Genomic DNA, 21,430 nt, shown 5'->3' on the forward strand with positions numbered 1-21,430 from the left:
CCTGTTCCCCCGGGCACGCCCCCGGAGGCGAGGTGACCGGCCTTCTCGTCCCCAACGGACCCCCCGAAAGGTGCGCGCATGACGAGCACAGTCCCCGCCCCCGTCGCCCGTACGGCCGACGGACACGCCCTGCAGGCGGTGCTGCTCGACATGGACGGCACCCTCGTCGACACCGAGGGCTTCTGGTGGGAGATCGAGGTCGGCGTCTTCGGCGAACTCGGCCACCGCCTCGACGAATCCTGGCGCGACGTCGTCGTCGGCGGCCCCATGACCCGCAGCGCCGGCTTCCTCATCGAATCCACCGGCGCCGACATCGGCCTCGCCGAACTCACCGTCCTGCTCAACGAGCGCTTCGAAGCCCGCATCGCCGACCGCGTCCCCCTCATGCCCGGCGCCGAACGCCTCCTGAGCGAACTGGCCCGGCACAACGTCCCCACCGCCCTGGTCTCCGCCTCCCACCGGCGCGTCATCGACCAGGTCCTGCTCACCCTCGGCCGCGACCGCTTCACCATGACCGTCGCCGGCGACGAGGTCACGCGCACCAAGCCGCACCCCGACCCCTACCTCCTCGCCGCCCACACCCTCGGCGCCCACCCCTCCCGCTGCGCCGTCATCGAGGACACCGCCACCGGCGTCGCCGCCGCCGAAGCCGCCGGATGCAGGGTCGTCGCCATCCCCTCCGTGGGCCGGATCGCACCCGCCCCGGGCCGCACCATCGTCGGCTCCCTCGAAGACGTCGACCTGCCCTTCCTGCGCTCCCTCATCACTCCGCTGAACTGACCGCGCACGCTCCGTACCGGGAGATCCGACCCCAGGACCAAGGTCCCACGGGCGGATCTCCCGCGCACTTCCCCGGAGGCCGAAATTCCATCCCTACCGGGGGAGTTGTCCCGGGTGACCTTTGTCACCCGCAAAGACCCCTTCGCACCACTGCGCGCCCTCCCGCACCACCCCTTGTGTCCCCATTGATCAGCACCTGACCGAATCTGCGCACCACCCCGCGCACACCCCCCGGTCAACTCCCGCAACACAGCGACAACACCCCCGCGCCACACGGTTCAAGCCACCCCTCCACAGGCCACTAATGTCGATACGGGCACTGCGCCGCACCTCAGCCGTCCCGGACACACACCCCTGTATCCGGAACCGCGTGGACCGATCGTCACACCACCGGCCCGATCGTTCCGCCCAGAACGGGCGACCGCCGCGATGCCCTCCACGCCAGCTTTGAACAAGTGCCGGGTCGAGGGAGTACTTCCAGCATGAACCGCAAGACCATGGCGCTGACGGCAGCCGCCGGACTGCTCACCCCCGCGCTGACCGCCTGCGGCAGCACCAGCGGCGCAGGAGCAGGATCCGGAACGATCGTCGTCGGCACCACCGACCGGTTCGAGGCAGCCGACTACGCCCCCGCCCCGCTCGACCCCGCCTACGCCTACGACGCCGGCACCTGGAACATCCTCCGCCAGACCGTCCAGACGCTGATGCACACCCCGCGAGGCGGCGGCCAGCCCGTCCCCGAAGCCGCACACGAATGCCGCTTCACCGACACCGGCAACGAGAGCTACCGCTGCGTCCTGCGCCCCGGCCTCACCTTCGCCGACGGCACCCCCCTCACCGCGCAGGACGTCAAGTTCTCCATCGAACGCGTCCTCGCCATCAAGGACGAGAACGGCCCCTCCTCGCTGCTCTCCACCGTCGACACCGTCGAGACCAAGGGCACCGACACCGTCGTCTTCCACCTCAAGACCGCCGACGCCACCTTCCCGCAGAAGCTCTCCACCCCCGCCGCGGGCATCGTCAGCGCCAAGAAATACGACGCCAAGAAGCTCCGCACCGGCTTCACCGTCGACGGCTCCGGCCCCTACACGATGAAGGCCGAAGTCAAGGACAACCGCCTCGTCCGCGCCGTCTTCACCAAGAACCCGCACTACAAGGGCGATCTGAAGCTCCAGAACGACAAGGCCGAACTGCGCACCTTCGACGACTCCGACGCCATGGGCAAGGCCCTGGAACGCGGCGCCGTCCACATGGTCTCGCGCACCCTGTCGCCCGCCCAGATCACCGAACTCTCCGCCAAGCCCCCCAAGGGCATCAAGCTCGTCCCCATGCCCGGCCTGGAGATCCGCTACATCGGCTTCAACACCGACGCCCCCGGAGTCAAGGACAAGGCCGTACGCCAGGCCCTCGCCGCAGCCGTCGACCGCAACGCCCTCATCACCAAGGTCTACGGCAAATCCGCGCAGCCCCTGTACTCACTGGTCCCCACCACCGTGAGCGGCCACGTCAACTCCTTCTTCAACAAGTACGGCGAAGCCAACACCGCCAAGGCCGCCGACCTGCTGAAGGCCGCCGGGATCAAGACCCCGGTCAAGCTGACCCTCAACTACACCAACGACCACTACGGCGACGGCACCGCGGCCGAGTTCGAAGCACTCAAGACCCAGCTGAACTCCACCCAGCTCTTCGACATCACCGTCCAGGGCGCCGACTGGGCCGCCTTCCGGCCCGCCCAGAAGAAGGGCGACTACGCCGCCTACGGGCTCGGCTGGTTCCCCGACTACCCCGACGCCGACAACTTCCTCGCCCCCTTCCTGGAGCAGGACAACTTCCTCGGCACCCCGTACGCCAACACCACGGTGCGCACCAAGCTCATCCCCGAATCGCGCCGCGCCGTCGACCGGGGCGTCGCCGGACCCGCGATCGCGGAGATGCAGGACATCGTCGCCGAGGACGTACCCGTCCTGCCCCTGTGGCAGGGCAAGCAGTACGTCGCCGCACGCGACGGGATCACCGGAGTGGAGTGGTCGGTCAACGCCATCTCCGACCTCCAGCTGTGGGAACTCGGCCGCGGCGTCAGCGGCTGACACCCCGGCACCAGGCCCCGGCGCCCCCACCCCGGGCACCAGAACCAGACGAGCCAGTAAGACTGAGAAGGATGTTCGCGTGAAGACTCGGAACCAGTGGTTGGCAGCCCCCCTCGGAGCGGCCACCGCCGCCGCGCTGCTGAGCGGTTGCGGTGCGACGGACGGCTCCAACGCCGGCAGCGGCAAGGGCGTCGTCATGGGCATATCCGACAAGGTGAAGGCCACCGACCCCGCCTCGGGCTACGACCCCGGCTCCTGGCTGCTCTTCAACAACGTCTTCCAGTCCCTGCTCAGCTTCCCCAAGGGCGGCACCAACCCCGAACCCGACGCCGCACAGTCCTGCGCCTTCGAGGGCGGCGAGAGCAAGACCTTCGTCTGCACCCTGCGCGGCGGCCTGAAGTTCAGCAACGGCAACGCCCTCACCTCCAAGGACGTCAAGTACTCCTTCGAGCGCACCCTCAAGATCAACGACGAGAACGGCCCCGCCGTCATGCTCGCGTCGATCGGCACCATCGACACCCCCGACGACAAGACCGTCGTCTTCCACCTCAAGGCCCCCGACGCGACCTTCCCCAGCAAGATCGCATCCGGCGCCGGCTCCATCGTCGACCACACCCAGTACCCCGCGGACAAACTCCGCACCGACGGCAAGGCCTTCGGCTCCGGCGTCTACAAACTGGACTCCATCAACGACAAGAGCGCCGCCTTCTCCGTCAACGACAGCTACAGCGGCAAGGCCAAGCCGAAGAACAGCGGCGTCACCATGAAGTTCTTCAACGAGGACCAGGCCGCCCTCAAGAAGGTCCTCGAAAGCGGAGACGTCGACTTCGCCTTCCGCGGCCTCGCCGCCAAGGACATCGCAGGCCTCGCCACCCAGACCGGCGACCAGAAGGTCGAAGTCGTCCAGGGAGCCGGCGCCGAAGTCGAACACCTCGTCTTCAACACGGCCGACCCCGTCGCCGGAAAGCTGCCCGTCCGCAAGGCCATCGCCTACCTCGTCGACCGCGAAGCCCTCGTCCGCGAGGTCTACGACGGCACCGCCACCCCGCTCTACTCCATCGTCCCGGCCGGCATCGCCTCCCACACCACCGCCTTCTTCGACCGCTACGGCGGCACCCCCCAGCCCGAGAAGGCCAAGGCCACCCTCCGCGCAGCCGGCATCAAGGACAAGGTCAAGATCACCCTGTACTCGACGCCCACCCGCTACGGCCCCTCGACCGACCAGGAATTCCAGCTCATCGCCAAGCAGCTCAACGACAGCGGCCTCTTCGAAGCCGACGTCAAATCAGTCGAGTTCGAGCAGTACGAGAAGGACATCCAGGACGGCAAGTACGGCGTCTACGTCAAGGGCTGGGTCCCCGACTACCCCGACGCCGACAACTTCACGCAGCCCTTCTTCGGCCCCGACAACGTCCTGAAGAACAACTACGACAACAAGGAGATCACCGGGACCATCATCCCGTCGACCTCCGCCAAGTCCGACCGCTCCTCCGCCAGCGGCGACTACGCCCGCCTCCAGGACATCGTCGCCGACGAGGTCCCGCTCCTCCCGCTCTGGCAGAGCAAGCAGTACGCCGTCACCCGCCAGAACGTGACCGGCCTGCAGTGGTCCCTCGACGCCTCCACCGTCTTCCGCTTCTGGGAGATCAGCAAGGGCTGAGCACCCCCGGCACGACGACGGGCCCGCCTCCGCACCAGCGGAAGCGGGCCCGTACCCGTACCTGCCGAGCAGCGACCCGAGCCGCCTACTGACCGGCCCCCGGACGCACCAGACCGCTCTCGTACGCATACACCGCCGCCTGCACCCGGTCACGCAGACCCAGCTTCGTCAGCACATGACCCACATGCGTCTTCACCGTCGTCTCGCTCACGAACAGATCCGCCGCGATCTCCGCATTCGACAGCCCCCGGGCCACCAGCTTCAACACCTCGACCTCACGCTCCGTCAACGAAGCGATCATGTCCGGAACGCTGTCCTCACCCGACGGCAGATGCCCCGCGTACTTGTCCAGCAACCGCCGCGTGATGCTCGGCGCCAGCATCGCCTCGCCACCCGCCACCACCCGGATCGCCTGCACCAGCTCCGCCGCCGGCGCATCCTTCAGCAAGAACCCACTGGCCCCCGCCCGCAGCGCCTCCACCACGTACTCGTCCAGATCGAACGTCGTCAGCACCAGCACCTTCGCCGGACCGTCCCGCCCCGGACCCGTGATCTGCCGCGTCGCCTCCACCCCGTCCATCCGCGGCATCCGGATGTCCATCAGCACCACATCGGGCTGCAACGCCCGCACCTGGTCCAGCGCCTGCAGACCGTCCCCGGCCTCGCCGACCACCGCCAAGTCCTCCTCGGCCTCCAGGATCATCCGGAAACCGGTGCGCAGCAGCGGCTGATCGTCGACCAGCAGTACGCGGATCGCCACGGGGTCTACCTCGCGTTCATCGGAATCGGTCGGACCCCGACAACGGGGAACCCCGCCCATTCTGCCCTGCCACCAAGATCAGGATTCGCCCCGCCCGGCGGACGGCAGCGCCAGCGGATACACCGGGGGAGTACCACCGAACTCCGGACACACCGCCTGATGATCACACCAGCCGCACAGCTTCGACTGCCGCGGCCGCCAGTCACCCGTCTCCGTCGCCTCCCGGATCGCCTCCCACAGCGCCAGCAGCTTGCGCTCCATCCGCTCCAGATCCTCGATCACCGGGTCGTACGTGATCACGTCCCCACTGCCCAGATACACCAGCTGCAGCCGCCGCGGCACCACCCGCTTCAACCGCCACACCACCAGCGCGTAGAACTTCATCTGGAACAGCGCACCCTCGGCATACTCCGGCCGCGGCGCCTTCCCCGTCTTGTAATCGACGATCCGCACCTCACCCGTCGGCGCCACGTCCACCCGGTCGATGATCCCGCGCAGCCGAAGCCCCGACTCCAGCTCCGTCTCCACGAAGAACTCCCGCTCCACCGGCTCCAGCCGCGTCGGGTCCTCCAACGTGAACCACCGGTCCACCAACGCCTCGGCCTCCGTCAGCCAGCGCGCCAGCCCCGCCCCCTCGTCACCCCCCGGGAACAGCTCCAGCAACTCCGGCTTCGACTCCACCAGCCGGTCCCACTGCCCCGGAATCAACGCCTTCGCCCGCGGCGCCGTCCGCTCCGCCGCCGGATGATCGAAAAGCCGCTCCAGCACCGCGTGCACCAACGTCCCCCGCGTCGCCGCCGCACTCGGCTTCTCCGGCAACTTGTCGATCACACGGAACCGGTACAACAGCGGACACCGCATGAAATCGCTCGCCCGCGAAGGCGACAGCGAAGAAGGCGCCACGGCCACCGCCTGCGCGGGCACCGAAGCGGGTACGGGACCGGGTACGCAATCGGGCACCGAACCGGGCACGGAACTGGTCACTGCATCGTCCGGACCGCTGCCGGGGCTCGTCGTCATAGACAAAACCCTACGACCCGCCACCGACAGCACGCGCATACCATCGACGCCGACCCCCCTCGCACTGCATGATCGGAGCATCACACCGCGCAACGGCGCACCCCGACACCACGGGAAAAAGACACCAGAACCACCGGCGCACCACCGCACCGGACAGCAGCGAACGAAGGACAACCGTGGCAGACACCGACGAAACCGGCGAGCGCGCGGGCCGGCGCTCAGGACCGGGCGGCGGACTCCTCATGGGCCGCCCCTTCGGCGTGCCCGTCTACGTCTCGCCCAGCTGGTTCCTCGTCGCCGCCCTCATCACCTGGGTCTTCGGCGACCAGCTCGACCGGATCCTGCCCGACCTCGGCATCCTGCGCTACCTCGTGGCCCTCTTCTTCGCCGTCGCCTTCTACGCCTCGGTCCTCGTCCACGAACTCGCCCACACCATCGCCGCCCTCCGCTTCAAACTCCCCGTACGCCGCATCCAGCTCCAGTTCTTCGGCGGCGTCTCCGAGATCGAGAAGGAATCCGAAACCCCCGGCCGCGAATTCGTCCTCGCCTTCGTCGGCCCCCTCCTCTCCCTCCTCCTCGCCGGCGCCTTCTACCTCGGCATGAAATCCGTCGAACCCGCCAGCGTCCCCGGCGTCCTCCTCGCCGGCCTCATGATCTCCAACCTCCTCGTCGCCGCCTTCAACCTCCTCCCCGGCCTCCCCCTCGACGGCGGCCGCATGCTCCGCGCCGTCATCTGGGGCATCACCGGCAAACCCATGACCGGCACCATCGCCGCCGCCTGGGCCGGCCGCGCCCTCGCCGTAGCCGTCCTCCTCGGCCTGCCCCTCCTGAACTACACCGGGACCCTCGGCAACCCCACCGACGACATCGGCGGCATGGACACCGTCATGGACGCCCTCCTCGCCGCCATCCTCGCCGCCATCATCTGGACCGGCGCCGGCAACAGCCTCCGCGTCGCCCGCCTCCGCGAACACCTCCCGGAACTCCACGCCCGCAAACTCACCCGCCGCGCCATCCCCGTGGAAAACGCCACCCCCCTCTCCGAAGCCCTCCGCCGCGCCAACGAAGCCGGCGCCCGCGCCCTCGTCATCGTCGACGGACTCGGAGACCCCACCGGCATCGTCCGCGAGAGCGCCATCGCCTCCGTCCCCGAACACCGCCGCCCCTGGGTCGCCGCCGGCACCCTCGCCCAAGACCTCACCGACGGCATGAAGGTTTCAGCGGACCTCACCGGCGAAGAACTCCTCGACCACCTCCGCACCACCCCCGCCACCGAATACCTCGTCCTCCAGCCCGACGGAGCCATCTACGGCGTCCTCTCCACCCTCGACGTGGAAAAGGCCTTCGTGAAGGCCATGGCGCGGCCCCAGTCCTGAAGCCAATACACTGGTCACATGTCCGAACCGACCGGTGCCGCCCGCCGACGCGGGCCCTTCGAGGTCGGGGACCAGGTACAGCTCACCGACCCCAAGGGCCGCCACTACACGTTCACGCTCGAAGCCGGGAAGAATTTCCACACCCACAAGGGTTCCTTCCCGCACGACGAGCTGATCGGCTCCCCCGAGGGAAGCGTTGTCCGTACCACGGGCAACGTCGCCTACCTCGCGCTGCGACCCCTGCTCCCCGACTATGTCCTGTCCATGCCCCGCGGTGCCGCCGTGGTCTACCCCAAGGACGCAGGCCAGATCCTGGCCTTCGCCGACATCTTCCCCGGCGCCCGCGTCGTGGAAGCAGGCGTCGGCTCCGGCTCCCTGAGCAGCTTCCTGCTGCGCGCCATCGGCGACCAGGGCATGCTCCACAGCTACGAGCGCCGCCCGGACTTCGCCGAGATCGCCACCGCCAACGTCGAGCGCTACTTCGGCGGCCCGCACCCCGCGTGGCAGCTGACCGTGGGCGACCTCCAGGACAACCTGTCCGACACGGACGTCGACCGCGTGATCCTCGACATGCTCGCCCCCTGGGAGTGCCTGGAGGCCGTCTCCAAGGCGCTGGTCCCCGGCGGCATCCTCTGCTGCTACGTGGCCACCACCACCCAGCTCTCCCGGACCGTCGAATCCATCCGCGAGTTCGGCTGCTACGCCGAACCGCAGCCCTGGGAATCGATGATCCGCAACTGGCACGTCGAGGGCCTGGCCGTCCGCCCGGACCACCGCATGATCGGCCACACCGGCTTCCTCGTCACCGCCCGGCGCCTCGCCGACGGCGTCGAGCCGCCCATGCGCCGCCGCCGCCCCTCCAAGGGCGCCTACGGCGAGGACTACGACGGCCCCGGCAGCCAGTCCGCCGCCAGGACCGCGGAGACGGCCGCCACGGCCCCGGCCGGAACCACCGCCGACAGCGGCGACACCGCCTGAGCCGCTAGCCGCTGAGGGCCCGGGGAACCGAGGGCCCCAGGACCGCCCGGCCACCCGGCAGGGCGACCCGCACCGACAACACGAAGACGCCGTGCCGCAGTTCCCCCGAACCATCCGGGAACTGCGGCACGGCGTCTTTTCGTTGCCCTACGGGCCGGCCCCGCGCGAGCGGCCCGACCGGTCCGGACCCACCCGTTCCACCCCGATGTGAGGTGTGGCACGATGCTGGCTCCCCGTCACCCTTCGCACAGGAGACACCCCGCGTGCCGCACAGCCCCGCCGAGCCGGCGCCGAGCACCCCCACCCCGGCGCACCACCGGGCCCGGCCCGTCCACTGGCTGGCCACCGCCTCGGCCCTGGCCGCCGTCATAGCCGCCGCCGGACTCCTGCAACCCGCCCCCGCCACCGGAGCCTCCGCGGACCCGGTACGCCCCACGGGACAGGCCGGCCCGGACCAAGGCCAACAGGCCGCCACCGCGGCCGCTCCCGACGCGCACGCCGTCACGTACCCACTGGACTGCAAGGGCGCCCCGCAAGCCGTCACGGCCACCGCGGAAGGCGACCTCGACGGCGACGGCCGCCCCGAAACCGTGGCGGCCGTCCGCTGCGACGCAGGCTCGGGCACCCCGCCGCACGCGATCTACGTCCTCGCCCAGGACCCGGCGAAAGCCGCGAAGCCCCGCGTCGTCGCCACACTCCTCGAAGCCGGCCGCAAGCAGACCGCGACCGATCTCACCGTCCGCGAGGGCCTGGTCACCGCGAGCCTCCTCGGGTACTCCTCGCCCGAAGTGCCCCGCTACAGCCCCGACACCAAGCAGCTCGCCAAGTGGCGCTGGACTGGCGGAAAATTCCGCCAGGAGCTTACGGACTCGACCCCCACAGGTGTTTGAACCGTCACTCCGCGTCTGGACCGAAAACTTCGACCCTGTCCGAAACCCGCCTTACGTGGATGCAATCCCCGGGACATTCCTTCGCGGAATCCACCACGTCCTGCAGCAGCACCAGCGGAACCGGAGTGGTCGCCCCCGCCTCCACGAGCAACTCGTCGGCAGGGCTCTTCACGTACGCCAGACCATCGATGTCCAGCTCGAACACCTCCGGTGCGTACTGCACACAGATGCCGTCGCCAGTGCAGAGGTCCTGGTCGATCCAGACCTCGAGCGGCTCTCCGGCCACGCCGGCGGCACCCGCGTCCTGCCCGGTGGCTGCCTCCTGCTGCACGGTCATATCTCCTGCCGTTCCCTGCTCCGAGTGATCCATCCCGGTCACAACGCGCAGCAAGTCGCACGAGCTCTGACGGGTGTTGAACAGTTCGACCTTACAACCGGCTGCTTTCCGATGTTGAAGGGTGGGTATTTCCTTGACGGGAGGGAGTACGCAAGGGTGAAGATCGGACACACCCCTACCGTCTTTGTGATCTAGGGGTTTCAATCACCACCAGCCCAGGTAGGGTCAGAAAGCGTCCAGCTCCCCTTGGAGGAGGTGAGGACCGTGGCAGCCCACGACGACGACATCAACCGCGGCATCCGGCCCGGGCGAGGGTCTGAGGACCCCGCCGGCCAGGTTGCCTATCTCGAGCAGGAAATCGCCGTCCTGCGACGTAAGCTCGCCGACTCTCCGCGACACACGAGGATTCTCGAAGAGCGGATCGTCGAGCTCCAGACAAACCTGGCAGGCGTCTCCGCACAGAACGAGCGGCTGGCGAACACCCTGCGCGAGGCCCGCGACCAGATCGTGGCCCTCAAGGAAGAAGTCGACCGGCTCGCACAGCCGCCGGCCGGCTTCGGAGTCTTCCTGCAGTCGAACGAAGACGGAACCGTCGACATCTTCACCGGCGGCCGAAAGCTCCGAGTGAACGTGAGCCCCAGCGTCGAACCGGAAGACCTCCGGCGCGGCCAGGAGGTCATGCTCAACGAGGCCCTCAACGTGGTCGAGGCCATGGAGTTCGAACGGGCCGGGGACATCGTCACCCTCAAGGAAATCCTCGAGGACGGCGAGCGCGCCCTGGTGGTCGGGCACACCGACGAGGAAAGGGTGGTGAGGCTCGCCGAGCCGCTCCTGGACGTCACCATCCGCCCCGGCGACTCCCTGCTGCTCGAACCCCGCTCCGGCTACGTCTACGAGATCGTCCCCAAGAGCGAGGTCGAAGACCTCGTCCTCGAAGAGGTCCCGGACATCGACTACGACAAGATCGGCGGCCTGGGCGACCAGATCGAACTGATCCGCGACGCCGTCGAGCTCCCCTACCTCTACCCCGACCTCTTCAAGGAACACGAACTGCGGCCCCCCAAGGGCATCCTGCTCTACGGCCCCCCCGGCTGTGGCAAGACGCTCATCGCCAAGGCCGTGGCCAACTCCCTTGCCAAGAAGGTCGCCGAAGTCACCGGCCAGCCCACCGGGAAGTCCTACTTCCTGAACATCAAGGGCCCCGAACTCCTCAACAAGTACGTCGGCGAGACCGAGCGGCACATCCGCCTCGTCTTCCAGCGTGCGAGGGAGAAGGCGAGCGAGGGCACCCCCGTCATCGTCTTCTTCGACGAGATGGAATCCCTCTTCCGCACCCGCGGATCCGGAGTCAGCTCGGACGTGGAGAACACCATCGTCCCCCAGCTGCTCGCCGAGATCGACGGCGTGGAAGGCCTGGAGAACGTCATCGTCATCGGCGCCTCCAACCGCGAGGACATGATCGACCCGGCCATCCTGCGCCCCGGCCGGCTCGACGTGAAGATCAAGATCGAGCGCCCCGGCGCCGAGGCCGCCAAGGACATCTTCGCGAAGTACCTCAAGGCCACCCTGCCCCTGCACACCGACGACCTCGGCGAGCACCAGGGCTCCACGGCCGAAACCGTCCACAGCATGATCCAGACCGTCGTCGAGCAGATGTACGCCGAAACCGAGGAAAACCGCTTCCTCGAGGTCACGTACGCCAACGGCGACAAGGAAGTCCTCTACTTCAAGGACTTCAACTCGGGCGCGATGATCCAGAACATCGTGGACCGTGCGAAGAAGATGGCCATCAAGGCCTTCCTCGAGCACAACCAGAAGGGCCTTCGCGTCGCCCATCTCCTCCAGGCTTGCGTGGACGAGTTCAAGGAGAACGAAGACCTGCCCAACACCACCAACCCCGACGACTGGGCCCGAATCTCCGGAAAGAAGGGCGAGCGGATCGTATTCATCCGCACCCTCGTCACCGGAAAGCAAGGCGCGGACACCGGACGCTCCATCGACACGGTGGCCAACACCGGTCAGTACCTCTGACAAAGCGGGCCGGCTGCGGGCGCCCGGCAAGGGCACCCGCAGCCGACTGCTTTACCAAACGCTCTTTTCAGCCGGTGACAGGGCAAAGTCAATGACTGAAATGATCTCCCCACCAGCGCGGAGTGGTTCTAGGCTCTTCCATACCGCAGGTCGCGCAGTGCGGGGACGGGCACCGCACACGACGCACCGGAGCACCAGCGGTACTTGAGCGCCGCTCCCGAACGGGAGCGCCGCCGGGCAAGGAGGGCCGCATGACCGTACGGCGAGTAATGGGGATCGAGACGGAGTACGGGATCTCCGTCCCGGGGCACCCGAACGCCAATGCCATGCTCACCTCGTCCCAGATCGTCAACGCCTACGCGGCGGCGATGCACCGGGCGCGACGCGCCCGCTGGGACTTCGAGGAAGAGAACCCGCTGCGGGACGCCCGCGGCTTCGACCTCGCCCGCGAGGCCGCCGACAACAGCCAGCTCACCGACGAGGACATCGGCCTCGCCAACGTCATCCTCACCAACGGCGCGCGCCTCTACGTCGACCACGCACACCCCGAATACAGCTCCCCGGAGATCACCAACCCGCTCGACGCCGTCCTCTGGGACAAGGCCGGCGAGCGGATCATGGCCGAGGCCGCCGTCAGGGCCGCCCAGCTCCCCGGGGCCCAGCCCATCCACCTCTACAAGAACAACACCGACAACAAGGGCGCCTCCTACGGCACGCACGAGAACTACCTGATGAAGCGGGAAACCCCCTTCTCGGACATCGTGCGCCACCTCACCCCCTTCTTCGTCTCCCGCCTCGTCTTCACCGGCGCCGGCCGCGTCGGCATCGGCCAGGACGGCCGCGAACACGGCTTCCAGATCAGCCAGCGCGCCGACTACTTCGAAGTCGAGGTCGGCCTCGAGACCACCCTCAAGCGCCCCATCATCAACACCCGGGACGAACCGCACTCCGACGCCGAGAAGTACCGCCGGCTCCACGTGATCATCGGAGACGCCAACCTCTCCGAGATCTCCACCTACCTCAAGCTCGGCACCACCGCCCTCGTCCTGTCCATGATCGAAGACGGCTACATCAACGTCGACCTCGCCGTGGACCAGCCCGTACGCACCCTCCACCAGGTCTCCCACGACCCCGACCTCCAGCACCTCATCACGCTGCGCAGCGGGCGGACGCTGACCGCCGTACAGCTTCAGATGGAGTACTACGAGCTCGCCAGGAAGTACGTGGAGGAGCGTTTCGGCTCCGACGCGGACGAGCAGACCAAGGATGTGCTGGCCCGCTGGGAGGACGTGCTGGGCCGGCTCGAAACCGACCCGATGAGCCTGTCGGGGGAGCTCGACTGGATCGCGAAGCGGGAGATCCTCGAGGGCTACCGGCGCCGGGACGGCCTCGGCTGGGACGCGGCCCGGCTGCACCTGGTGGACCTCCAGTACGCGGACGTACGGCCCGAGAAGGGGCTGTACAACCGCCTGGTGGCCCGCGGCAAGATGAAGCGGCTGCTGGAGGAGCCGGCGGTGGAGCGGGCGCAGAGCAAGCCGCCGGAGGACACCCGGGCGTACTTCCGGGGGCGGTGCCTGGAGCAGTACGCGGACGACGTGGCGGCGGCCTCGTGGGACTCGGTGATCTTCGATCTGCCGGGCCACGACTCCCTCCAGCGGGTCCCGACCCTGGAGCCCCTGCGGGGCACCCGTGCCCACGTGAAGGAGCTCCTGGACCGCTGTCGTACGGCGGAGGACCTGGTCCGGGTGCTCTCGGGGCGGTAAGCCTTTCCGGTCCCCGGGGCGGGGGCTGAAAGGCCCCCGGCCCGGGAATCATGAAGACACCCGGACGTTATGAAAGTACCGGGACGGATGTCGGACCCTCCTTGTAGGGTCCGACGTAGAGTCTGATCTTGAGGGATCCCGAATTCGCGGGGTCTTTCACGTGAGCGTGCGAACCGAGCGGGGTGAGCTAGACATGGCGACCAAGGACACCGGCGGCGGACAGCAGAAGGCGCAGCGCTCGACCGAGGAGGTCGAGGAGGCCGCGGTCGAAGAATCGACCGACCTCAAGGAGCGACAGGAAAAGCTCTCCGACGACGTCGACTCCGTACTTGACGAGATTGACGATGTACTCGAAGAAAACGCTGAGGATTTCGTTCGGAGCTTCGTACAAAAAGGCGGCGAGTAGCCTTCGAATCTAAGGTGAATCCGCCAGTGTGTGCTCCATGTCCCATGGAACGAAGTGGTGCCGCGGGTGTGCCCGTGACATACCACTGAGCGGATTCGCCTCGGATCGCAATCGGAGCGACGGGCTTCAGCCCAGATGTCGTGAGTGTGTGGCGGCGTACGGTGCCGAGCACTATCGGCGCCGCCAGGCAGCCAAAGGCAAGGTCGTCAAGGAGCACGTGGAAGTGCCGGCGGGGCACAAGCTCTGCCGACTGTGCGGGGTGGTCAAGCCGCACAGTGAATGGCACAAGAACGCAAGTGCTTCTGACGGGCTGTCTACTCGCTGCAAGACCTGCCGTGCCGTCCTCGGTCGGGCCGGCCATCTCAAACGGGCCTACGGCATCACCGAGGGCGAGCGGGACGGGATGATTGCCGCCCAGGGCGGGGTCTGCGTGATCTGCCAAGAAGCTCCGGCGGAGCATGTGGATCACGATCACCAGACGGGTAAGGTCCGAGGCGTACTTTGCTTCGGCTGCAACGCGGGAATCGGGCAACTCAAGGATCGGCCGGACGTCTTGAGGCGTGCAGCCGCCTACGTGGAAGGAAACCTGTGGAACCCAACATTCGAAGCACAGGGCGTCTGCCGGCAGCCTTCCTGACGCCGGGGTCGTCGTCCTTCATGGACTTCTTGGGCGCGCACCAGCCCGAGATGCTCCCGGGCAACCGGAAGCTGCCCGACGGGGTCATCGAGGCGCCGCACGGGACGACCATCGTGGCCGCCACCTTCCCCGGCGGGGTCGTGCTCGCCGGTGACCGGCGGGCGACCATGGGGAACATGATCGCGCAGCGGGACATCGAGAAGGTGTTCCCGGCGGACGAGTACTCCGCCGTCGGCATCGCCGGCACCGCCGGTCTGGCCGTGGAGATGGTGAAGCTGTTCCAGCTGGAGCTGGAGCACTTCGAGAAGGTCGAGGGGGCGACCCTCAGTCTCGAAGGTAAGGCGAACCGGCTCTCCACCATGATCCGGAGCAATCTGGGGATGGCGATGCAGGGGCTCGCCGTGGTCCCGCTCTTCGCGGGGTACGACGAGGCCAAGGAGAGGGGCCGGATCTTCTCCTACGACGTGACCGGCGGCCGCTCGGAGGAGCACGGCTTCGCCGCGACCGGTTCGGGCTCGATCTTCGCCCGCGGCTCGATGAAGAAGCTGTACCACTCCAAGCTGACGGAGGAGGAGGCCACGACGCTCGTCGTGCAGGCGTTGTACGACGCCGCGGACGACGACTCGGCCACCGGCGGTCCGGACCTCTACCGCCACATCTACCCCATCGTCACCGTCATGACCGACGAGGGATTCCGCAGGCTGACCGACGAGGAGTCCTCGGAGCTGGCCCGCAAGATCACGAACCGGCGGCTGGAGCAGCCCGACGGTCCGCGCGCCGCTCTGCTCTGACCAGCCCGCTCAGACCTCCTCGTCGTCCAGAAGAAAGGGACGGAAAGCCGGTGTCGACTCCGTTCTATGTGTCACCCCAGCAGGCCATGGCCGACCGGGCGGAATACGCCCGCAAGGGCATCGCCCGCGGTCGCAGCCTTGTTGTGATCCAGTACGCCGACGGCATCGTGTTCGTCGGTGAGAACCCGTCCCGTGCGCTGCACAAGTTCAGCGAGATCTACGACCGGATCGGCTTCGCGGCCGCCGGCAAGTACAACGAGTACGAGAACCTGCGGATCGGCGGTGTGCGGTACGCGGATCTGCGTGGATACACCTACGACCGTGACGATGTGACGGCCCGTGGGCTGGCGAACGTCTACGCGCAGACGCTCGGCACGATCTTCTCGAGTGCGGGGGAGAAGCCGTACGAGGTGGAGCTGGTGGTGGCGGAGGTCGGTGCGACCGCTGCCGGGGACCAGATCTACCGGCTGCCGCACGACGGGTCGATCGTCGACGAGCACGGGTCCGTCGCCGTGGGTGGCAACGCCGAGCAGATCAGTACCTACCTCGACCAGCGGCACCAGGACGGGATGACCCTGTCGGAGGCGCTGAAGCTGGCGGTGCAGGCGCTGTCGAGCCAGGCGAACGGCACGGACAAGTCGATTCCGGCGGAGCGGCTGGAGGTGGCGGTGCTGGACCGTACGCGGGCCCAGCAGCGCAAGTTCAAGCGGATCCGTGGCCGGCAGCTGTCGCGGCTTCTGGAGGCGGATGTTCCGGCGGCGGCCCAGGCGGATGCCGTGTCGAACGACGAGACTCCTGAAGAGGAAGCCGAGTAGAGCGAGCATGTAGTGCGTGGGAGCGCCCCTGGCCGTCGGCCGGGGGCGCTTTCGCGTGTCCGGGCTCAGGCGCTGGGCGCGGGTCCCGTGGAGTCGCGGACGACGAGGTGGACGGGGATGTCGGCCGGGGGCAGGAGGGAGCCTGGGCTGCCTTCGAGGACGGCGAGGAGGGCGGTCATGCCCTGTTCGCCGACGCGTTCGGCGGGGAGGTGGACGGTGGTGAGTTCCGGTTCGACGGCGGTGGCGAGGGCGAGGTCGTCGAAGCCGGTGACGGAGAGGTCCTGGGGGATGCGCAGGCCGAGGCGGCGGGCGGCTTTGCAGGCGCCGGCGGCCAGGATGTCGTCGTCGCAGACGACGGCGGTGGGGCGGCGGTCCGCGGGGGTGTCCAGGGCGGCTTCCGTGGCCGTACGGGCGGCTTCCACGCTGAGGTGGGCCCGTACGGTGCGGAGCTCGGCTCCGGGCGGCAGGAGGGCGGCCAGGGCGTTCGCGCGGACGTCGAAGGTCCAGGAGTCGATGGCGGAGGCGAGGTGGAGGAAGCGGCGGTGGCCGTGGGTGAGGAGGTGCTCGACGGTTTGGCGCATGCCGTCGGCGATGGCGAGGTTGACGTGGGCGTCGGCGGTGTCGGCGGTGGGGTCGCTGTCGAGCATGACGAGGGGGAGGGTGTCGCCGCCGAGGGCGTGGAGGGCGTCTGCTGCCATGGAGGAGGCGATGACTCCGTCGAGGGCGGCGCGGGCGGAGGCGAAGGGGTCGCGGGCGGGGCCGGTGCCGTCGGGGGAGGGGTAGAGGACGACGCCGAAGCCGTGTTCGGCGGCGATGCGGGCGGCGCCGGTGTAGACGCGGGCGAAGAATTCGTTGGTGAGGGCGGGGACGACGAGGAGGGCGGTGCGGGTGGAGCCGAGGCGGAGGTTGCGGGCGGCGAGGTTGGGGCGGTAGCCGAGTTCGGTGGCGGTGTGGCGGACGTGGTCGGCGGTGCGTTCGGAGACGCGGCCGCGCCATTTGTCGCCGAGGACGAGGGAGACGGTGGCCTGGGAGACTCCGGCGGCGGTGGCCACGTCGCGGCTGGTGGGTCTCGTCACACGGTGCTCCTGTAGTGCGAGGTCGCGGAGGGTGCGGGTGTCGGGTGGGTGGACCGTCCGACTGTGGTCATGGTACGTATGACCGGTCACGTTATACGTATTACTTGGTACTCCCGGCTGGTTCCGGGCAGAAGGGGGCGGACATGGCCGCGGGTTACGCGGAGCTGCTCAGGACCCGGCATGCCGCGAGGCTGCTGGTGGGCACGCTCATAGGCCGGCTGCCGAACGGGACGGGGCCGATCGCGATCGTGCTGTTCACCCGGGCGGAGGGCGGCAGCTACAGCCTGGCGGGTGCGCTCGCGGCCGCGTACGGGGTGTCGAACGCGGTGGGGCAGCCGTTGCTGGGGCGGGCGGTGGACCTGTTCGGGCAGCCGCGGGTGCAGTTGCCGGCGGCGGTGGTGTCGGCGCTGGGCATGGTGTGGCTGGCGCTGGCCGGTACCGGGTCGGCCGTGGTGGCGTACGCGGCGGTGGTGGTCGCGGGGCTGTTCACGCCGCCGCTGGAGGGCGGGCTGCGGGCGCTGTGGCCGAGCGTGCTGGGCGGCAAGGAGGAGCGGGTCCACGCGGCGTACGCGATGGACGCGGTGGCCCAGGAGGTCATGTTCACGGTGGGGCCGCTGCTGGTGACCCTGTGCGTGGCGCTGTGGGATCCGGCGGCGGCGCTGCTGGTGATCAACGGGATCGGGGTGCTGGGGGCGCTGTCGGTCGTGGTGTCGGAGCCTTCGCGTACGTGGCGTTCGGAGCCGCGGGAGGCGCACTGGCTGGGTGCGCTGCGCTCGCCGGGTCTGCTGGCGTTGCTGGGGGCGTTCTTCTTCGTGGGGACGGCGCTGGGGTCGATCACGGTGGCGGGTGTGGCGTACGCGGACGAGCACGGTGGTCAGGCGGTGTACGGCTGGCTGATGGCGGCGCTGGGTCTGGGCGCGCTGTTCGGTGGCGTGCTGTACGGGGCGCGGCAGTGGGCGGGTGCGCCGGAGCGGCGGCTGCGTTTGCTGGTGGCGTTGCTGGCGGTGTGTTACCTGCCGTTGATGCTGGTGCCGGGTGTGGTGGCGATGACGGGGTTCGCGGCGCTGGCGGGGGTGTTCCTGGCTCCGGCTCTGGCGTGTGCGTTCATCGTGGTGGACCGGCATGCTCCGGCGGGGACGGTGACGGAGGCGTTCTCGTGGCTGGTGACGTTCTTCGGGGTGGGTGCGGCGATCGGTACGGCGGCGGCGGGTCCTTCGGTGGAGGCGGGGGGTACGGCGGCGGGGTTCGCGGTGGCGAGCGTGGCGGGGGCCGCGGCGCTGCTGGTGCTGACGGTGACTCAGCGGGTGCTGGCGCGTCCGGGTGCGAGCCGTGCGGTGGCGGGGTCGGTGCCGGGGTCCGCGCAGGGTCCGGCGGCGGGGCCCGCGGCGGGTTCGGCGGGGCCGTTGGAGGGCTCTGCGGAGGCGTCGGTGACGGGGTCTTAGGCGGGCCCGCGGGCGGGCGGGGGACGGGCCGGCGGGCGGTCGGCGGGGTGGTCTCTCGGGAAAATGATCGAAACGGCGCCTGCGAACTCGGTTTCAGAACAGAGCAGAAGGCGTAATGTTCAGTCATGGACCGCCGCATTTTCGGGCTGGAGAACGAGTACGGCGTCACGTGCACGTTCAGGGGACAGCGCCGACTGTCTCCTGACGAAGTGGCGCGCTACCTCTTCCGCCGTGTTGTGTCATGGGGCCGCAGTAGCAATGTCTTCCTGCGGAACGGCGCCCGCCTCTACCTCGACGTGGGTTCGCATCCGGAGTATGCAACTCCCGAATGCGACAACCTGATCGAACTGGTCACCCACGACAAGGCCGGCGAGCGCATTCTCGAAGGCCTGCTCGTCGACGCCGAACGCCGCCTGCACGAGGAGGGAATCGCGGGCGACGTCTATCTGTTCAAGAACAACACCGACTCGGCGGGAAACTCGTACGGCTGCCACGAGAACTACCTGGTGGCCCGGCACGGGGAATTCTCCCGGCTGGCGGACATTCTGATCCCGTTCCTCGTCACGCGGCAGCTGATCTGCGGCGCGGGCAAGGTGCTGCAGACGCCCCGGGGTGCGGTCTACTGCGTGAGTCAGCGGGCCGAGCACATCTGGGAGGGTGTCAGTTCGGCCACGACCCGTTCGCGGCCGATCATCAACACCCGGGACGAGCCGCACGCGGACGCGGAGCGTTACCGGCGTCTGCACGTGATCGTGGGCGACTCGAACATGTCCGAGACGACCATGCTGCTGAAGGTCGGGGCGACCGATCTGGTGCTGCGCATGATCGAGGCGGGCACGGTGATGCGGGACCTGACGCTGGAGAACCCGATCCGGGCGATCCGGGAGGTCAGTCACGACATCACGGGTCAGCGCAAGGTGCGGCTCGCGAGCGGTCGGGAGGCTTCCGCGCTGGAGATCCAGCGGGAGTACTACGACAAGGCGGTGGACTTCGCGGAGCGCCGGGGCATCCGTGAGGGTGTCGTGGACCAGGTGCTGGAGCTGTGGGGCCGGACGCTGGACGCGATCGACGCGGAGGACCTGGACCGGATCGGGACCGAGATCGACTGGGTGATGAAGTACCAGCTGATCGAGCGGTACCGGGCGAAGCACAACATGACGATGTCGAATCCGCGGGTGGCTCAGATAGACCTCGCGTATCACGACATCCACCGCAGGCGCGGGCTGTACTACCTGCTGGAGCGCAAGGGGCAGGCGGCGCGGATCTGCAACGACCTCAAGATCTTCGAGGGCAAGTCGGTTCCTCCGCAGACGACGAGGGCGCGGTTGCGTGGTGATTTCATCCGTCGTGCGCAGGAGCAGCGGCGGGACTTCACGGTCGACTGGGTGCATCTGAAGCTGAACGACCAGGCGCAGCGCACGGTGCTGTGCAAGGACCCGTTCCGGTCGGTGGACGACCGGGTGGAGAAGCTGATCGCGGGGATGTAGGGCTCCGCTCGGCGCCGCGTGCATCGCATTGATCTCGGCCAGGGCCTCGTACGATCTCGTACGGGGCCCTGTCCACGCCTTAGAGTGGCGACGACCTATGTGCCGTCTGAGATCTGAGGAACACGTGCGCCGACTTGCCGGCCTGCTTGTCGTACCCCTTCTGCTGCTGTCGACAGCGGCCTGTGGCGACAGCGGCTCCGACTCCGCCGAGATGAAGAACGGGGCGCCCGCGATCACCAAGGGTGCCAAGTTCGGTGAGACCCCCACCCTGGCGAAGGGGACGGGTACCCCGCCGAAGGAACTGAAGGTGGTGACCATCAGCGAGGGTGACGGCCCGGCGCTGAAGAAGGGCGACATCGCCCAGGTCAACTACCTGGGCCAGGTCTGGGACGGCAAGGAGCCGTTCGACCAGAGCTTCGGCAAGGGCAAGCCGTTCGACGTGACCATCGGCGCGGGCCAGGTCATCAAGGGCTGGGACCAGGGCCTCGAGGGCAAGAAGGTCGGCAGCCGGCTGGAGCTCGTGATTCCGCCGGACCTCGGTTACGGCGAGCAGGGCTCGGGCGAGAAGATCAAGGCGAACGCCACGCTGGTCTTCGTCGTGGACATCGTCAAGGCCACCTCCGTCCCGGTTTCGGCGACGGGCAAGGAGGTCCCGCAGGCGGACGCCGCCCTGCCGAAGGTCGGTACGAACACGGACGGCAAGGAAGTCTCCGTGACGGTCCCGAAGGACGGTGCGGCGCCGACGAAGCTCGTGTCGAACTACGTCCTGGAGGGCGACGGCGCGGTCGTGAAGGACACCGACAGCGTCGTGGTGAAGTTCCACGGGAAGACGTGGAAGGACGACAAGACCTTCGAGAGCACGTACACCTCGGACCAGTCGGTGACGTGGCCGCTGGCGGAGCTGTCGGTCAAGGGTCTGAAGGACGGGATCGTCGGCAAGAAGGCCGGCAGCCGCATCCTGCTGGTCATCCCGCCGGACCAGGGCTTCGGTGACAAGGAGCAGGGCACCATCCCGGCCAACTCGACGCTGGTCTTCAGTCTCGACATCCTGGCCGTGGTGTAAGACTGTCCGGGTTGTACCCCCCTGTTCGTAA

The 21,430-nt window shown here is 68.4% G+C and carries 19 protein-coding genes; 15 read left to right on the forward strand and 4 right to left on the reverse strand.

Translation table 11 applies throughout. The features are described 5' to 3' along the window. Positions 1-78: 78 nt before the first annotated feature. The 3 genes from OG898_RS23450 to OG898_RS23460 all read left to right on the forward strand — a co-directional run bounded on the left by OG898_RS23450 (position 79) and on the right by OG898_RS23460 (position 4,527). A complete protein-coding gene (locus tag OG898_RS23450) occupies positions 79-780 on the forward strand; it encodes an HAD family phosphatase (protein ID WP_250740350.1) in 702 nt (233 codons plus the stop codon). A 482-nt stretch (positions 781-1,262) separates the two neighbouring features. Beyond that, positions 1,263-2,867, forward strand: a complete 1,605-nt coding sequence (locus tag OG898_RS23455; RefSeq protein WP_250740351.1) for an ABC transporter substrate-binding protein — start codon at positions 1,263-1,265, stop codon at positions 2,865-2,867. Positions 2,868-2,946: 79 nt separating this feature from the next. After that, a complete protein-coding gene (locus OG898_RS23460) occupies positions 2,947-4,527 on the forward strand; it encodes an ABC transporter substrate-binding protein (RefSeq protein WP_250740352.1) in 1,581 nt (526 codons plus the stop codon). A gap of 85 nt (positions 4,528-4,612) precedes the next feature. Here the strand turns inward: OG898_RS23460 and OG898_RS23465 are convergent, their stop codons facing one another. Together OG898_RS23465 and OG898_RS23470 are read right to left on the reverse strand one after the other, a co-directional pair. Continuing rightward, on the reverse strand, positions 4,613-5,287 hold the full coding sequence (locus OG898_RS23465; RefSeq protein ID WP_250740353.1) for a response regulator transcription factor: 675 nt from the start codon (positions 5,285-5,287) through the stop codon (positions 4,613-4,615). A 78-nt stretch (positions 5,288-5,365) separates the two neighbouring features. After that, positions 5,366-6,148, reverse strand: coding sequence for a PD-(D/E)XK nuclease family protein (locus OG898_RS23470; protein WP_250740407.1), 783 nt, complete (start codon positions 6,146-6,148; stop codon positions 5,366-5,368). A 401-nt stretch (positions 6,149-6,549) separates the two neighbouring features. On the opposite strand from OG898_RS23470, the gene OG898_RS23475 reads away from it, so the two are divergent. From OG898_RS23475 to OG898_RS23485, 3 genes are all read left to right on the forward strand, one after another. After that, positions 6,550-7,683 carry a site-2 protease family protein gene (locus OG898_RS23475; protein WP_250740408.1) on the forward strand — a complete coding sequence of 378 codons (1,134 nt, stop codon included), beginning with the start codon at positions 6,550-6,552 and terminating at the stop codon, positions 7,681-7,683. A gap of 18 nt (positions 7,684-7,701) precedes the next feature. Next, entirely contained in the window at positions 7,702-8,661 is a 960-nt protein-coding gene (locus OG898_RS23480) for a tRNA (adenine-N1)-methyltransferase (RefSeq protein ID WP_250740354.1), read from the forward strand. A gap of 263 nt (positions 8,662-8,924) precedes the next feature. Then, positions 8,925-9,551 (forward strand): hypothetical protein, encoded by a 627-nt coding sequence (locus OG898_RS23485; RefSeq protein WP_266959053.1) that lies wholly within the window; start codon positions 8,925-8,927, stop codon positions 9,549-9,551. 4 nt (positions 9,552-9,555) lie between these two features. Here OG898_RS23485 and OG898_RS23490 read toward each other — a convergent pair whose 3' ends face one another. Next, positions 9,556-9,888 carry a ferredoxin gene (locus OG898_RS23490; protein ID WP_250740356.1) on the reverse strand — a complete coding sequence of 111 codons (333 nt, stop codon included), beginning with the start codon at positions 9,886-9,888 and terminating at the stop codon, positions 9,556-9,558. A gap of 264 nt (positions 9,889-10,152) precedes the next feature. On the opposite strand from OG898_RS23490, the gene arc reads away from it, so the two are divergent. From arc to prcA, 6 genes are all read left to right on the forward strand, one after another. After that, on the forward strand, positions 10,153-11,919 hold the full coding sequence (gene arc / locus OG898_RS23495; protein ID WP_250740357.1) for a proteasome ATPase: 1,767 nt from the start codon (positions 10,153-10,155) through the stop codon (positions 11,917-11,919). A 251-nt stretch (positions 11,920-12,170) separates the two neighbouring features. Then, the gene (gene dop, locus OG898_RS23500) at positions 12,171-13,682 is read left to right on the forward strand and encodes a depupylase/deamidase Dop (RefSeq protein ID WP_250740358.1); all 1,512 of its coding nucleotides are present in this window, start codon (positions 12,171-12,173) and stop codon (positions 13,680-13,682) included. 193 nt (positions 13,683-13,875) lie between these two features. Then, complete coding sequence (locus OG898_RS23505) at positions 13,876-14,088, forward strand: ubiquitin-like protein Pup (RefSeq protein ID WP_030294332.1); 213 nt, start codon at positions 13,876-13,878, stop codon at positions 14,086-14,088. Between the two features lie 148 nt (positions 14,089-14,236). Continuing rightward, positions 14,237-14,725: an endonuclease VII domain-containing protein gene (locus tag OG898_RS23510; RefSeq protein ID WP_323184886.1), complete on the forward strand. Its 489-nt coding sequence runs from the start codon at positions 14,237-14,239 to the stop codon at positions 14,723-14,725. Further along, positions 14,677-15,516, forward strand: a complete 840-nt coding sequence (gene prcB / locus OG898_RS23515) for a proteasome subunit beta (protein WP_266959059.1) — start codon at positions 14,677-14,679, stop codon at positions 15,514-15,516. Before OG898_RS23510 ends, prcB begins: the two co-directional genes overlap by 49 nt. Before the next feature lie 50 nt (positions 15,517-15,566). Next, complete coding sequence (gene prcA / locus OG898_RS23520) at positions 15,567-16,331, forward strand: proteasome subunit alpha (protein WP_250740361.1); 765 nt, start codon at positions 15,567-15,569, stop codon at positions 16,329-16,331. A gap of 65 nt (positions 16,332-16,396) precedes the next feature. On the opposite strand, the gene OG898_RS23525 is transcribed toward prcA, so the two are convergent. Beyond that, entirely contained in the window at positions 16,397-17,407 is a 1,011-nt protein-coding gene (locus OG898_RS23525) for a LacI family DNA-binding transcriptional regulator (RefSeq protein ID WP_266959062.1), read from the reverse strand. Between the two features lie 143 nt (positions 17,408-17,550). On the opposite strand from OG898_RS23525, the gene OG898_RS23530 reads away from it, so the two are divergent. The 3 genes from OG898_RS23530 to OG898_RS23540 all read left to right on the forward strand — a co-directional run bounded on the left by OG898_RS23530 (position 17,551) and on the right by OG898_RS23540 (position 21,399). Beyond that, entirely contained in the window at positions 17,551-18,849 is a 1,299-nt protein-coding gene (locus OG898_RS23530) for an MFS transporter (protein WP_266959064.1), read from the forward strand. Between the two features lie 125 nt (positions 18,850-18,974). Continuing rightward, the gene (gene pafA / locus OG898_RS23535) at positions 18,975-20,336 is read left to right on the forward strand and encodes a Pup--protein ligase (RefSeq protein WP_250740364.1); all 1,362 of its coding nucleotides are present in this window, start codon (positions 18,975-18,977) and stop codon (positions 20,334-20,336) included. Between the two features lie 124 nt (positions 20,337-20,460). Continuing rightward, positions 20,461-21,399 (forward strand): FKBP-type peptidyl-prolyl cis-trans isomerase, encoded by a 939-nt coding sequence (locus tag OG898_RS23540; protein WP_250740365.1) that lies wholly within the window; start codon positions 20,461-20,463, stop codon positions 21,397-21,399. The last annotated feature ends 31 nt before the right edge of the window (positions 21,400-21,430 follow it).

It is taken from the genome of Streptomyces sp. NBC_00193, assembly GCF_026342735.1.
In the GTDB taxonomy this organism is placed as follows: domain Bacteria; phylum Actinomycetota; class Actinomycetes; order Streptomycetales; family Streptomycetaceae; genus Streptomyces; species Streptomyces stoeckheimensis.

Coding starts and splice junctions, on each gene's coding strand:
- OG898_RS23450 (WP_250740350.1), top strand. CDS start 79: ATGACGAGCACAGTCCCCGCCCCCGTCGCCCGTACGGCCGACGGACAC.
- OG898_RS23455 (WP_250740351.1), top strand. CDS start 1,263: ATGAACCGCAAGACCATGGCGCTGACGGCAGCCGCCGGACTGCTCACC.
- OG898_RS23470 (WP_250740407.1), bottom strand. CDS start 6,148: ATGCGGTGTCCGCTGTTGTACCGGTTCCGTGTGATCGACAAGTTGCCG.
- OG898_RS23475 (WP_250740408.1), top strand. CDS start 6,550: ATGGGCCGCCCCTTCGGCGTGCCCGTCTACGTCTCGCCCAGCTGGTTC.
- OG898_RS23480 (WP_250740354.1), top strand. CDS start 7,702: ATGTCCGAACCGACCGGTGCCGCCCGCCGACGCGGGCCCTTCGAGGTC.
- OG898_RS23490 (WP_250740356.1), bottom strand. CDS start 9,888: ATGACCGTGCAGCAGGAGGCAGCCACCGGGCAGGACGCGGGTGCCGCC.
- dop (WP_250740358.1), top strand. CDS start 12,171: ATGACCGTACGGCGAGTAATGGGGATCGAGACGGAGTACGGGATCTCC.
- OG898_RS23505 (WP_030294332.1), top strand. CDS start 13,876: ATGGCGACCAAGGACACCGGCGGCGGACAGCAGAAGGCGCAGCGCTCG.
- OG898_RS23530 (WP_266959064.1), top strand. CDS start 17,551: ATGGCCGCGGGTTACGCGGAGCTGCTCAGGACCCGGCATGCCGCGAGG.
- pafA (WP_250740364.1), top strand. CDS start 18,975: ATGGACCGCCGCATTTTCGGGCTGGAGAACGAGTACGGCGTCACGTGC.